The 14,335-nt window shown below is 58.3% G+C and carries 8 protein-coding genes; all 8 read right to left on the bottom strand.

All coding sequences use genetic code 11. The annotated features are described in order from the left end of the window. Positions 1–29: 29 nt before the first annotated feature. Positions 30–1,985, bottom strand: coding sequence for a glycoside hydrolase family 3 protein (locus ACFFK0_RS22455; protein WP_377472604.1), 1,956 nt, complete (start codon positions 1,983–1,985; stop codon positions 30–32). Between the two features lie 15 nt (positions 1,986–2,000). Further along, the gene (locus ACFFK0_RS22460; RefSeq protein ID WP_377472605.1) at positions 2,001–3,581 is read right to left on the bottom strand and encodes an alpha-L-rhamnosidase-related protein; all 1,581 of its coding nucleotides are present in this window, start codon (positions 3,579–3,581) and stop codon (positions 2,001–2,003) included. A 488-nt stretch (positions 3,582–4,069) separates the two neighbouring features. Then, complete coding sequence (locus ACFFK0_RS22465; RefSeq protein WP_377472606.1) at positions 4,070–7,135, bottom strand: family 78 glycoside hydrolase catalytic domain; 3,066 nt, start codon at positions 7,133–7,135, stop codon at positions 4,070–4,072. Positions 7,136–7,156: 21 nt separating this feature from the next. Further along, positions 7,157–7,987, bottom strand: a complete 831-nt coding sequence (locus tag ACFFK0_RS22470) for a carbohydrate ABC transporter permease (RefSeq protein ID WP_377472607.1) — start codon at positions 7,985–7,987, stop codon at positions 7,157–7,159. Next, entirely contained in the window at positions 7,984–8,850 is an 867-nt protein-coding gene (locus tag ACFFK0_RS22475) for a carbohydrate ABC transporter permease (protein ID WP_377472608.1), read from the bottom strand. Before ACFFK0_RS22475 ends, ACFFK0_RS22470 begins: the two co-directional genes overlap by 4 nt. A 68-nt stretch (positions 8,851–8,918) precedes the next feature. Next, positions 8,919–10,253, bottom strand: coding sequence for an ABC transporter substrate-binding protein (locus ACFFK0_RS22480; RefSeq protein ID WP_377472609.1), 1,335 nt, complete (start codon positions 10,251–10,253; stop codon positions 8,919–8,921). A 192-nt stretch (positions 10,254–10,445) separates the two neighbouring features. After that, complete coding sequence (locus ACFFK0_RS22485) at positions 10,446–11,963, bottom strand: response regulator (RefSeq protein WP_377472610.1); 1,518 nt, start codon at positions 11,961–11,963, stop codon at positions 10,446–10,448. Then, positions 11,935–13,719, bottom strand: a complete 1,785-nt coding sequence (locus tag ACFFK0_RS22490; protein ID WP_377472611.1) for a cache domain-containing sensor histidine kinase — start codon at positions 13,717–13,719, stop codon at positions 11,935–11,937. The genes ACFFK0_RS22485 and ACFFK0_RS22490 overlap by 29 nt, the downstream gene beginning before the upstream one ends. Between the last annotated feature and the right edge of the window lie 616 nt (positions 13,720–14,335).

Here is a 14,335-nt window from a genome sequence, read left to right on the forward strand (position 1 = left end):
TAGCACTTAAGGTACAGCTCACCGAATCGTTACAGCCGTGCCCATTCCAAACCGCAAAATGCATCGACCGGGGACTTGCCAGCAAACGGCTGCTTGCCGACCAGACAGCGGACGACTTCCTTCTGAACCGCCAGCGTGGCGTTATAGGCGTTGATCATCGCCGGCATAGACGGCATTTCGTAGAGCGTGTACGGGTTGCCCAGCGAAACGAACAAGGTCGGCACCTTGGTCGGGTACCAAGTGAACAGGCCTCCCGCTTCCTTCGGTGAGAGCCGCATCGAATTTTGCAAGAAGCCCGGCGACTTCTGGACCAAATACAGGACCAGGTCGACATCGCTGCGATCGTCGCGTATGTCAGCCTCCCGGACAACGCGGAAGCCTTCCTCCGTCAGCATCTGCTCGAATTCGAGACCCGATGCGGCCTTATCTCCGAAGAAAGACGCTTCATCGGAGGCAGCGAGCAGGAGCACGGTGCGGTGCTTCTCCGGCGAGAGCGGCAGCAGCTCCTGCACGTCCTTCACCAGCGTCACCGACCGGCGTGCAAGCCTCTCTGCCAGCTCCCGGTGCGCCTCGCAGCCGACAATCTCTAAACCGCTGCCACGCAAACCGCTGACAGCCGTTCCGCTACCCACCGCACTGCTGCCCGCCAACCCGTTATCCGCTGCACTGCTGGCCACCATTCCGCTATCCGGCGCACTGCTGCCCGCCTTTCCGCTTCCCTCCACACTGCCGTTCGCCAATCCGTTGTCCGCCGTACCACCTTCAACTCCCAGGTCGATGCCAGCCGCAACGCCGCCGACTCCCAGGCCGTTGCCTGCCGCACCGCCGCTAATTCCCGGATCGCTCGCAATGCCGCCGACTCCAAAGTCGCCGCTTGCCGAACTGCTCCCCGCTCCGCCGGCGCCATGATGCAAGCCAAGCGAAGCCTTCAACGCCAAAATCCGGGCGACCGCTTCATTCAGGCGCTCCTCCGTAATGACGCCGCTTCGAGCACCGTCCATCATCGCTTCGAAATCGTACCGCATGTCTTGCGTAAACAGGAACATATCGACACCGGAAGCGATGCACTGCGGAACGATGTCCTTGCGCGGCCCGAAGCTGGTCATCCCCACCATGCTCGTCGCGTCCGATACGATCAAGCCGTTGAAGCCAAGCTCGCCCCGCAGCAGTCCCGTATTGAGCTCATAAGACAACGAGCCCGGAGTATGCTTCGTTCGCACGTCGGTGACGCCAAGCTCCTCGTAATAAGCGGGCAGCGCAATATGAGCGCTCATGACCGTTTTCACGCCTTCTTCGATCATTGCCTTGAAGACGCTGCCGTACGTGCTCCGCCACCGCTCCATGCTCATCGTATTGACGGTCAACACTTTGTGCTGATCCCGATCGTCCATTCCGTCGCCCGGCCAATGCTTGGCGCAGGCTGCCATCCGGCCGCCGCGCTGGACCGCCTGCATCACCGGCACGGCCGTGCCGGCCACGACCTCCGGCGTATCTCCGAAGGCGCGGATGTTGACGATAGGATTTTGGAAATTGTAGTTAATATCGACGACAGGGCCGTACACCCAGTTAAAGCCCATCGCCCGGCCTTCCGCCTCGATCGCGCGGCCGAACGCCTCTGCCAAGGACCGGTCGGCGGCAGCGGCGACCTGCATATTCGAAGCCAAATTCGTGCCGTCCCGCGCTCCGCCCTGACCGCCGTTCTCCAAGTCGCCGGAGACGAGCAGCGGCAGCGGACTGCGCGCCTGCAGCCCGGCGATCAGCTTCGCCTGATTCACCGCCGTTGCCTCTGGCGAGAAGCCGAAAATATGCACGCCGCCAGGCTGTATGGCAAGCAAGTCCTGTTCCGTCGGAGGAGCGAAAGGCGGCTCCACCACCATGAACAGCTGCCCGACCTTCTGCTCCAGCGTCAAGCTCTGCAGCGTACGCTCCACCCATCCGGCTGCTTCCTCGTTCAAATAAAACGGCTTCCCCTTCAAGTCCACCATATCCAAAGACTCCCCTTATCCTTGCGCGATATAGGTGCGGATAAAATACGTCGGCGTGCAGCTCCACGCGTGGCAATAGCTGTTGATCAAATGGCTGCCGTACGGCGACAGCAGCTCGTCCTCCGGCTGATACACCTCGAAGAAGGTGTCCGCCCCAGCCTTCACCATACCGCCCCAGTACAGCCGCAGCTGCTCGATCGCCTGCTCCTTCTTGCCGCAGAGGAACAGCGCTTCGACCAAATGATGGTACATGTACGGCGTACGAATGCGAATGTCCGGCGACTCGGCGAACAGCCGGTCCAGCAGCGCGGCGTTCTCTTCGGCGGTCAGCACGTCCGCCAGCACCATCCAAATCTGCGATGCCCACGACACTTGACGGTCAGCTCCGCTGACGAAGAAGCCTTTCTCCTCATCCCACAGCAACGTTTTGGCCGCAGTCGTCACTTCCTCCAGCTTGCGCTCCAGAACGGCAGCCTGCTCGGCGAGCCCCAGCTCGCGCGCCAGGGCTAGCCCTCTTCTGATCGCGTAGATCAGCACAGCTTGTGCCGGCGCTTGCTTGTTGAGGTCCGGATGCCAGTCGACAAAACACCACCACGACGGGTCGTCCCGCACGACGCTCCTCTCATCCAGCCGCTCCAGCGCCGTCTCGATCTGCCGCCAAGCGACCGGCCACAGCTCTTCAAGCGCCCGCCTGTCCTTCGTCGCATTGTAATAGTCGTAGAGCGTCGCGACGAAAAACAGCGAGTAGTCGTACAGCAGCGTATCGTCAACGAGCGGCTGCGGCGTCTCGAATACGCAGGCCCCGACCTTGCCGCCGTTCAGCGTCATGCCCCCGAACATATAGAGGCACCGCTTCACGAGATCGTTGTTCCCGAACGTCACATAGTTCGCCAGCGCCTGCAGCCGCAGGTCTCCGATCCAGAGCCGCCGGTCCCGCTTGGGTCCGTCTTCGAACACCGTCTGCATGCAGTCCTGCAGCGTCTTGATGCCGATCCGGTCCATCGTCGTCCACGCTTCCGCCGTTCCTTCCGGGAGCGGCGGGATGCGCGTCACATCGCCGGAGGTCACGGTCGTACAATGAATGTCGGTGAAGGCTACGGTATATTTGCGCGACGTATCGACAACGACGATCTTCAAATAACGGAAGCAGTACCGCCGCGGCAGCTTCAGCACGGCCGGCAGCACATCGACATTCACGATTTCCTCCTGCAGCCACGCGCGGCTAAGCCACCCGTCGTATGTATCGAAGGACTCCGCGACCTCGCAAGGCATCTCCCCGAAAATCAGCTTTAACCGCAAGGGCGCATCCTGCGGACTGCCGACGGATTTGAGCCCAAGGGTCAAGTAACCTACATGGTGATCGCCAAAATCGAGAATAAAGCTGTCATCCTTGCCATAAGACCGTTCTTTCCAGCTGTCGATGTCTTCCGCATGCTGCGTCCTCCAGCCTTGAAACGCCTGCTCGTCCCGAACAGCCTCGACCACTTGCTGCGGATAAACCTTCGCCTCATACAGATGAGGCACAAGCCGCTGCGCTTCCCTAACAAACTCCTCATTCGTCTCTCTTATCCCGGCTCCGCCGCTGTTCATACTCATGTCTTATGCTCCTCCCTAGTGTAAAGTGGGCAAGAAAACTCCTGCCTGTTTGGAAAAATATGGTGGACCCGCCATGATGGGATATTCCCGTTAATACGAAGCGGAATTTCTCCACCTAATTTCATTGGAACTGCAGGTTTCCCAATTTTAGCGGGAAAACCTCGGCCTAATTTTGCTTCAAATAACGAAAATCAAGGATTAGGGCGAATTTATATGGAGGTTTTCCCGTTAGATAGCTCATTTTTGGGTTACAGTCTGAAATAGAGGGAGGTTTTCCAGTTAGTTATAACCGTCCCCCATCAAGCTCAGCCATGGCACCGCAACGCGCACGCTTCAGTTCTGCCCCGCCCCTTCGAAGGCCTGAAAACGATACTTCTTCATCAGCAACCCGCTTCATGCGATTTACCCGCCAAGTTAGTGGATGTACGTACGGCAACAAAAAAGAGGCGATCCGGGAACAACTCACCCAATCGCCGCCTCCTTCAGTGTTAGATTTCCTTCAAATCCGCAAGCAATGCCTCGATCTGCTCCCTGGAAATGCCCGTCATCGTATTTTCCGCGAGCCCGTACAAGCTGCTCTTCTGCACAAAATTGATCATCGGGCTGTTCACCAGATGCGGCAGGTGACGCTTCAGCAGCTCCGCGCCAGCAGCGTTCCCGAGCACCTCGCTCACGCGGGTATGTCCGGAAAATTTCACTTTGAACAAGTCCGCATTGTCGTAGGTAAACACATACGTACCGGAGCCGATCGACAGCGTTACGCCATTGGACGTTTCCGCCACAGCGTGCACGCCTTCCGCCGAAGACGCTATACCGGATGCCGCAAAAGCGGCTGCCACAGCAGACGTTGTGCCGGATGCAGCCACTGCCGAAGCTGTACCGGACGCATCAGTGCGATTAGCCCCCGCCGACGCACTCGCCGACTCCGCAGCAGCCACGGCCGCAGCGCTCACCAGCTCCCGGCCGCTCTCCCGCAGACCGCTCAGACGCGCTCCCTTCAGCACAACCTCCGCCGTCGCATTGGCCGGCACCGTGACCGACACTTCGACGCGGCCGTTCTGCACCCGCCAGCCGGACTCGACACGGCCGTACATCGACTCGTGCGCGGTACGCGCGAAGGTCAGACGGTCCAGCCCGAACAACGGCTCGATATGCAGACGCTTGAAGGCCGGAACCGTCCGGTCCGTATCAAGCCCCGCGACCTTGCGGTACATCCAGTCGCCGATCGCCCCGTAAGCGTAGTGGTTGAACGAGTTCATATCGTCGCTCCAGAACGAGCCGTCCGGCTTGATGCTGTCCCAATGCTCCCAGATCGTCGTAGCTCCCTTGGACACCGAGTACAGCCAGCCCGGGTAGCTCTCCTGCGCCAGCAGCTTGACGGCGGTCTCGTGATACCCGTTATTCGACAACGCGAAGCACAAATACGGCGTCCCCACGAAGCCGGTGGACAAGTGGTAATCGTTGTCGACGATCAGATCGTTCAAGTCTTTGGCCACTCGGCCGCGAACGCTATCGTCAACCAAGTCGAACACCAGGGCAAGCACATGCGCCGTCTGCGACGGGTAGGCGATCCGGCCCTTCGCGGTTACGAATTCGTCGCGGAACGCCTGCACGATTCCCCGATACAGCTCGCCGTACTTCGCCGCATCGTCCGCCAGGCCGAGCGCCTCGGCCGCGTCGCGAACAATCCGCGTCGAATAGGCGTAATACGCTGTAGCGACAAGGCTGTCCGGCGTTGCGCCCTTATAGCTGTTTTCTTTCGCATCCAGCGCAAGCCAATCGCCGAAATGGAAGCCCGTGTTCCACATGAACTCATTGTCGCCCTGAGCGCGAATATACTCGACCCAGCGCTTCATGCTCTCATACTGCTCGGCAAGCAGCCGCGTATCTCCGTAATATTGATAAACCGTCCACGGACAGATGACCGCCGCATCGCCCCACGCCGACGAGCTCGCTCCGCCCACAACGTCCGGAATGACGAACGGCACGCCGCCGTCCGGCAGCTGCTCCGCCTTCAAATCCCGGAGCCACTTGGTAAAGAACGGAGCGCCCTGGAAGTTGTAGAGCGCCGTAGAGATAAACACCTGCGCGTCGCCCGTCCAGCCGAGCCGCTCGTCGCGCTGCGGGCAATCCGTCGGCACGTCGAGGAAGTTGCCCCGCTGCCCCCACCGGATGTTGCTCTGCAGCTGATTGATCCGCGGGTCGGAGCACTCGAATTCGCCCGTAGACGCCATATCGGTATGCAGCACCTCGCCGGCGAAAGCGTCCAGCGGCAGTCCTGTCCCGCCATCCTCAAGCCCCGGGTAGCCCTCAACCTTCACATAGCGGAAGCCCATGAACGTAAAATGCGGAGCATAGCTCTCCCCGCCGCCGCCCTTCGCCACATATTCCACCGTCTGCCGCGCAGGACGCAGATTGCCGAAGTAAATATTGCCGTCCTTATCCAGCACCTCGGCATGCCGCAGCACGATGCGCGTCCCCTCCGGCGCCTCTACCGTGAAGCGTACGCGGCCGACCATATTTTGCCCCATATCCAGCACATGGTCGCCTGCAGGCGTCACGAAGTAAGCGACCGGCTTCAGCGTCCCGGTGACCCGCGTCGGATCGTTCTCCTGCGCCGTCAGCACATCCAGCGGCAGCTCGCACGCCTGAACCCGCTTCCACGAACCGGCGGCAACCGGCCCGCTCCAATCCGGCAGCTCCAACCGTGCATCGTACACCTCGCCATGATAGATCGTAGCATACCGAACCGGTCCCAACCCCGCCTGCCACGACTCGTCGGTTACGATCACATCCTCCGTGCCGTCGGCGTACCGGACATGCAGCTGGAGCACCGCGGCTCGCCGCTCGCCATATTTGAAGTTTTTGCCCTCAAAGCCCATACCGCTCTTGTACCAGCCGTCGCCCAGCATGATGCCGATGCCGTTGCCGCCCTGACGGAGCAGCTCCGTTACATCGTAGGTCTGATACTGGATGCGCACCGGATAGCTGGTCCAGCCCGGAGCCAGCACATCCTCGGAAGCGAGCCGTCCGTTGACATACAGCTCATACACGCCGGCCGCCGAAGCGTACACCCGGGCCGACGCCACTTCCTTCGCGAGCTCGAAGCCTTTGCGAAGCAGGAAGGAAGGCTCGCTGTCAGGATCGATATCGCCGCTATGCGGCGTGACCCACTTCGCCTGCCAGGCGTCCGCACCGTACAACAGCCCCGTTTCCCACCAGGCCGTATCGCTCCACTCCGATTCCGCGCCGTCCTGCGTCCACGCCTTGACCCGGTAGTAGTACCTTGTGCGCGCCGAAAGCTCCGGTCCGTCATATTCCACTTGAATCGACTGCTCCGACACCTGCACATCCGAATCCCACAGCGGCGCGTCGAAGCCGTCTTCACGCCCGGCCACAACGATCCGATACGCATGCTGCAGCGTGCCGCGGCGAGCCGAGTTCAGCTGCCAGCTGAATCTCGGCTTCCTTACGTCAAGGCCTAGCGGGTTTACCCGATACTCGCACCGCAGCCGGTTTACAGTAACATTTTCCACAACGGCATCACGCTCCATCGGCTCTTATTCCTTGCCTGCTTATCCTTTGACCGATCCGGCCGTCATCCCCGCGACAATCTTCTTGTTGAAGAAAATGAACAGCAGCAGCGGCGGCAGCGTAATCAGCAAAATATCCGTGAACAGCAAATTGTACTGCGTTACATATTGGCTGGAGAAGTTATACAGCGTCAGCTGCACCGTTGCATTCTTCGCCCCCGGGAAGAAGTAGAGCGGATTCGTGAAGTCGTTGAAGATCGACACCGACGAAGTGACGATGACCGTAGCCGTAACCGGCTGAAGCAGCGGCAGAATGATCCGGAAGAACAGCGTCAGTCCGCCGGCCCCGTCGACAATCGCCGCTTCATCGACTTCCTTCGGAATCGATGCCATGAAGCCCCGGTACAGCAAGATGCAGAACGGCAGACCGAGCGCCACCTCCACCATAACGAGACCCGTCATCGTCTTAAACAGGCCGAGTCCGTCGAGCACCCAAATCGTCGGCACGATTGCCGGAGGGATGATCAGTCCCGACAGCACCAGGAAATTGATCCACGGCGTTGCCCGGTCATTCCGGCGCTGCAGGATGAAGCCGGCCATCGCGCAGAGCACGACCAGAAACACGATCGACAATACCGTCAGCAGCGTGCTGTTGTAGAACGCGCGCAGGAGCATGTAGTCGCGGGCGGTGACAACCTCCTTAATATTGTTCCACAGCTGGAAATTTTCCGGCCACGCGAGGCTAAGCAGCGACGATTCTTTCTTATCCTTCAGCGCATTGACGATAACGAAGTAAAACGGGATCCAGAAGATGACGACGCTAAGCAGGACAGCAACGACATCGATCGTAATTTTGCGAAGCTCCTTGCTCATAGGTCGACCTCCTTGCGGTTCAAGTACATTTGCAGAGGGAACGCCAGCAGCGTAACGAAGATGAACAGGATGACGTTGCCTGCCGTAGCGAGCCCGTAGAAGCCGCCCTGATACTGCTTGTAAATGATCGATGCAATCAGGTCGGTCGAGAAGCCCGGACCGCCTTTCGTCATCGCCCAGATAAGATCGAAGGAGCGAAGTCCGCCGATGAACGCCAAAATAATAACCGAGTTGGTCGCCGGACGGCTCAGCGGCACGATGATGTTCCAGAACTTGTGCAGCGCATTGCCGCCGTCCATCTGCAGCGCTTCATAATACTCCTCCGGGATCGACAGAATGCCCGCGATATAGATGACGGTGGCGAAGCCGACGCCCTTCCACACATCGACCAGCGCGACGGACAGCAGCGCGATGCTCTTGTCGCCGAGCCAGTCCGGGCCTGCGATGCCTAGCATCTGGAGCGTCGTGTTGATAAGTCCTTGCGTCGGATGCATCATCATGCTGAAGGCAAGACCGACCGCAATCGTACTCACTAAGGTTGGAAAAAATATAACAGACCGCAGATATCCTTTGGTTCGAATTTTTGAAGTCAAGAGAACGCCGAGCAAAAGTCCAAGCACAACTTTAAGTACGCATGTGACAAGCGCGTAAACGAACGTATTTTGAAATCCGATGACTAGAGAAGGCTCTTGGAAAAAGGCGATGAAATTGTCAAATCCGATAAATTCGTATTCCGTTAGCGACCAGCGGGTCATGCTGAAGAAGAACGACATGATCGTAGGCAGTACAAAGATGACAAAATAGATCAGCGCTGCGGGAAGCAGAAACATATAAGAATACGTTTTTCTTTGCAGTTTCGTCATATAGCTCTCCTCTCTGCAGGAAGTGCATCGGCTCTGCACGATGGCAGAGCCGATGTTCCCGCTTTTGGTTACCAGCCCTGCAATCCGAGCTGCTTCGCTTGCTTCTCTACATCCTTGTCATACAGAGCGGCTCCGTCCTTCGCGGATTTAAAGCCGGCGCCGACCTCAACCGTAATTTGCGGCAGCGTCGGTCCTTTGATCGGCGACAGGAACTCCAGTGCCGGCGCCGTCTTATTGGCTTCGAAATAAGGAAGCATCTCTTTCACGACGTTCGTAACGTTGTCCGGCAGCTTCGCGCCCTTCACAAGCAGCGGACCGGACGGATTGGAAGCCTTCATCATAGCCTCGACGCCTTCCGTAGAAGAGGTAAATTCGACGAACTTCTTCGCTTCTTCAACGTGCTCGCTCTTCTTGTACACGTAAGCTCCGGTCGATACCCATACGGTCAGCCCGTTCTTGTCGGCGCTGTCACCCGGCTGTGCGAAGAAGCCGATATCATTCAACTTGTCCGGGAAGTTCTGCTCCAGCACAGGCACCGCGAACGTGAGCATCGGATAGTGCGCGCCCTTGCCTTCGGCCAGCATCTTCAAGCCGGCGTCATAGGTGGTTGCCAGGAAATCCTTGTTCATATAGCCCTTCTTCGCAATTTCCTCCAGCTTCTCGAAGCTGCGGAGAGCGGCAGGTTCCGTCGCATATTTGGCTTTGTTCGCCGTGTAATCGTCGGCAAAGCTCGGCTTTTGCGCCTGCACGTTGTAGTAATCGGCCACAACGATCAGCTGCGAGGTCCAGTCATCCTTGTAGGAGCCGATCACCGGCGTGATGTTGGCCGCCTTGATCTTCTCGTTATTGGCCATGAGCTCGTCCCAAGTCTTCGGTACGGACAAGCCCAGGTTCGCATACACCTTCTTGTTATAGAACCAGCCGCCGCCCATCGTATATCCGATTGGACCGGCGTACACTTTGCCGTTGTAGGTCACCGTCGGCTTGAACGTATCGACGACGTTCTGCTGGAACGGCTCGTTGGTCAGATCGACCATGTTCTGCTCCGGGCTCAGCGATTGCATCAGCGAGCCGGCATTGTACCAGAAAACATCCGTCATATCTCCCGTTGCGAGGCGAGTTTTGACGAGATTATCCCCTTCGCCGCCGCCCGGACGCGTTTCATGTTCAACGTGAATATTCGGGTATTTCTTCTCGAAAGCTTCGATTACGCCTTTAGCCATATTCACGGTATCCTGCGTGTTGTCCGTCAGCAGCGTGATGGTCACTTCCTTGCCGCCCGCTCCCGAAGCTTCGCCGCCCGCAGAGCTGCCGGACGTGCCGCCGCCGCATGCCGCCAGGGCGCCGGCCATCAGCACAGCCGTGGACAGCGTAACCGCGATTTTTGTATGTCTTGCTTTCATATGCAAAGCCCCCTATAAAGTATGATGTAAGGTTCATGCTGTTATCAGGTGTTCAGAGACACCGTTGCTCTCTGTACTTCAATAGTAAGGCAGTTTCGCCCGACTTGGCAGTGCTTCATATTTTGGTTTCACGTCCGATTTTTTCGGATGCCTGACAGAAATACGGACGGATGGGCATATAGCCCTCCGTCCCTATAAGTCCGCGTCCGGCGGCGCGGTCCCGTCCCGGTATTGGCCGGGTGTGAGGCCCGTCATTTTCTTGAACACCTCGGAAAAGTGCCGATACGTATGATAGCCGACCTTCTCGCTGACCTCGTTCACCTTCAGCCCCTTCGCCAGCAGTGTCTTTGCCAGCTCGATCCGGTAACGGGTCAGATATTTGATATACGACTCTCCGATTTCCTCTTTGAATAAGACGCTGAAATACGTCGGGTTCATCCCGACATGCCCGGCAACCTCCTGCAGCGTAATATCCCGGCCGCAATGCTGTTCCATGTACGTGCGGGCGCGCTCGACGGAGGCGTGCTTCGTGTGCTCGCGGGCGGCCATGCTCCACTCCGCGATCCGCTCCATCTGCGCCCGGAACCAGTCCGGCGTCGCCCCGTGACCGGCTTGCTCGCGAAGCTCCACATGCGGCATATAGCCTTCCGGCAGACGCCCCGTCTTGTCCCCCGACAACCGCCTCGCTTCCTCCAGCGCGAGGTAAATCAGCTTGAGCAGCTCGTGCTCCGCGACCTCCGCATCCAGCTTCTCGTTCTGCAGCCATTCCAGGAAGCGGTCCGTCTGCTCCAGCAGTCCTTGCTGGTTGCCGGACCGCAAGCTCAGAATGATCGCTTCCTCCCGCTCCGTGAGACCCTCCGGCGAAGTCATCCGCTCGCCCAAGTCGTCGAAGCGGACGATGCCCCGCTCGTTCAGGAAGCGGGCCGAGCGCAAGGCGCGCAGCGCCTCCCGGTACGAGTGCGGCGCATCGCTCAGCCGCTCGTAGGTTCGGCCGCTGCCGGCCGCTGTCTCCGCCCGCTCGGCTTCCGTCAGCTGCAGCTCCCAAAATTCCGGCGTCGGCAGCGCGAAGTGGACGTAGGCCAGCAATCGATCCTGCCCATGCCGGACGGCGACGGCTTCGTAGTCGGCGTGCCCGGCGGGCGAGAACGCTCCCGATTCCGCAGCCAGCACGGTAATGCCGCACACCTGCTCCGCCCGCTCCGGCCCGAAGCATTCCCGCCATTTCGCCTCCGCTTCGGTACCGATCAGCAGCAGGTCCAGCGTCGCCTTCTCGAGCAGCTCGCGGCGGCTCACCTCCAGCTGATGCTGCATGTGCTGCACCGACTGCATTTTGCCGATTCGTTCGACGACCTTGCCGATCGCCTTCTCTATGCTTTGAATCGTAATCGGCTTCTCCAAATAATCCGTTACCCCCAGCTGGAGAGCCCGCTTGACGTAATCGAACTCGTTAAAGCCGCTGAAGACGATGCACAGCGTCTCCGGCGCCTCCCGCATGACCTCCTCGATCAGCTGCAGCCCGTCCATGCCCGGCATCCGGATATCCGTGAAAATCATGTCAGGCCGCTTGCTGCGGAACAGCTCCAGCGCGGAAAGCCCGTCGCTCGCCGTACCGACCAGCTCGATGCCGAACTCCTCCCATTCGATCATCGCCTGTACGCCTTGAAGCACGATATATTCATCATCAAACACGGCTGCCGTCAGCATCAGCATCTCTCCTCCCCTGCTTCGGATTAAACCTGATCTCGATCTTCGTTCCAGCGCCGGGCTCACTCTCGATACGCAGCGAGCTCGTCGGACCGTAAGACAGCATCATACGCTCCCGGACATTGGACAGCCCGTATCCCTCCTCGGTCTTCGCGATATCCTCGATCCCGACCCCGTTGTCTTCAACGGTAAACACCAGATACGCTCCGTCCTTTCTTCCCGTGAGCCGGATCGTACCTTCCCCGACCTTGGGCTCCAATCCGTGGTAAATCGCATTCTCGACGAGCGGCTGCAGGAGCAGCTTCATCATCTCGTGGCCCAGAATCGACTCCTCCACTTCTTCCACATACTGAAACCTGTCCTTATACCGGATGTTCTGAATCGTCATGTAGTGCCGGATATGCTGCAGCTCCTTGTAAACGGTTATCGTTTCCTTGCCTTTGTTCAGGCTCAGCTTGAAGCTCTCCGATAACGATACGGCCATTTGGGCGATGTCCTTGTTTTTCTGCAGAACGGCCATCCAATAAATCGAATCGAGCGTGTTGTATAGAAAATGCGGCTTAATCTGCGCCTGCAGCGCCCGCAGCTCCGCTTCCCGCTCCTTGAGCTCGGAGTGAATGAGCCGCTCGCTGAGCTCCTTGTTCTCGGAGGCCATCCGCTTGAACGTTTCGCCGATCGCGCCGACCTCGTCATTAGCGAACGTCTCCGTGAATACTCTCGTCCCTTTCGTCCATTCCACCATCATTTTCTTGATTTGCAGCAGCGGACGCGTTATGCCCCCCGAGAGGATGTATGAGATGATGATAGCCAGCAGCGCCATCGAGGAAGCGATGATCGTCGTCGCCGTGCCGATCCGGTTGGACTGCTTGAACAGCTCCTCGAGCTTGACGTAATGGACGAACGTCCACTGCGTCGTCTGATTGGTGTACTCATTGATCAAATAGCCTTTATCCCGAAGCTGGCCGACTGCATCGTTCAGCTGCTGCCCCGGCGGGAACGATGTTGCCGCTCCGCCTGTATCGTATACGACGCGGGATTGGCCGTTTGCGTGCTCGAGCGCCATGAAGCCGCTGTAGTCGCTGCTGTCGCTGAAGATTTTATCGAAGATGGAGTGGGACACGTTGACGATCAGAATGCCCATCGGCTTCCCTTCCGGACTTTCGGCATCCCGGAACAGCTTCACCGTGGAAAATGTATTCTTCGCATCGCCAAGCACATCATAGCCCAGAAACACAACCCGCCCCTGCGCTTCCACCGCCTTCCGGTACCAGTCCGTCTGCCGGATCAGCTCCGCCTTGCCGGGCTTATCGTAGATGCCCGCATCGTCCGACCTCCCCGAGCAGAAGCTCTGGAAGTCCAAATTCATGACGCAGACGGAACGTATGTGGCGCGTATCGGTGACGCTCTGGCTGATTGCCCGCTGCAGCTTATTCGGGGCCCATCCCTCTTCAGCGCCCGATACCAGCCCTTGATTTGTATTGCTGCTAAGCAGCTGCTCACGAATATCATTGTTGATGACCAGGGAGCGGTTCAGATCGATCATATGCTGCAGCAGCAAATCCGCGATCTCGCTGGACGTTTCCAAATGCTGTTCATAAGTCTGAGAGTTCGTCTCCAGCAGCGTTTCCTTCGCGATGTTAAAGGAAATATAGCCGAGAACGAACAGCGAAGGCAGGGAAATGACGATCATCGCCGCCACAATCCGGGTGCGAAGCCGTTGAAAGCGGAATTTGGCGATCCGCTCGCTTAACCATATACCCATGAAGTATGCTCTAGCCTCCTTGTTGATCCAAGCCGGTATCCTCTCATTGTAGCCCTGTGTATAGCCACTAGGCAAAGGAAAGTGTGCCCTGCCACCCAGGCCGACGCTTCTTGGGTTAAGCTGGCGCTGTACGTGTTGAAAGAGGCTGGCTGGTAATGTTCCGGCCGTGTCCTCGCCGTTCACTTAGCTCGGTTGCGAGTGCGTTTGCGAGTCGGTTGCTGTTTGCTGTTGAGGTTGCCGTTGCTGTTGCGATTACTGTTGCGGTTGCTGTTGCGGGTGCAGGTGCGGGTGCCGTTGCGGTTGCTGTTGCGGGTGCGGTCGCCGTTGTCGTTGCCGTTGCGGGTGCGGGTGCTGTTGCGGGTGCGGGTGCGAGTCGGTTGCTGTCTGCGTTGCGGTTGCTATCTCCCTTCGTTCACCTTAAGCGACTTTGGAGGCGTTATTATGGTCGAATTTCTATATTTCTAAAATATAACGGATTATGAGGGATCTATTTTGAAGCTCCGCAACATAAAAGTGGGCATTTTCCTATTTTCCGCTCCCAATAACGCCTTCAAAATCACTAGCGTTGCAAGAAACCTCACAGAACAGACGAAACCTTAATTATTGAAAAATTTTA

Origin of the sequence: Paenibacillus chartarius (assembly GCF_042432825.1) — a bacterium.
Taxonomy (GTDB): Bacteria; Bacillota; Bacilli; order Paenibacillales; family NBRC-103111; genus Gordoniibacillus; species Gordoniibacillus chartarius.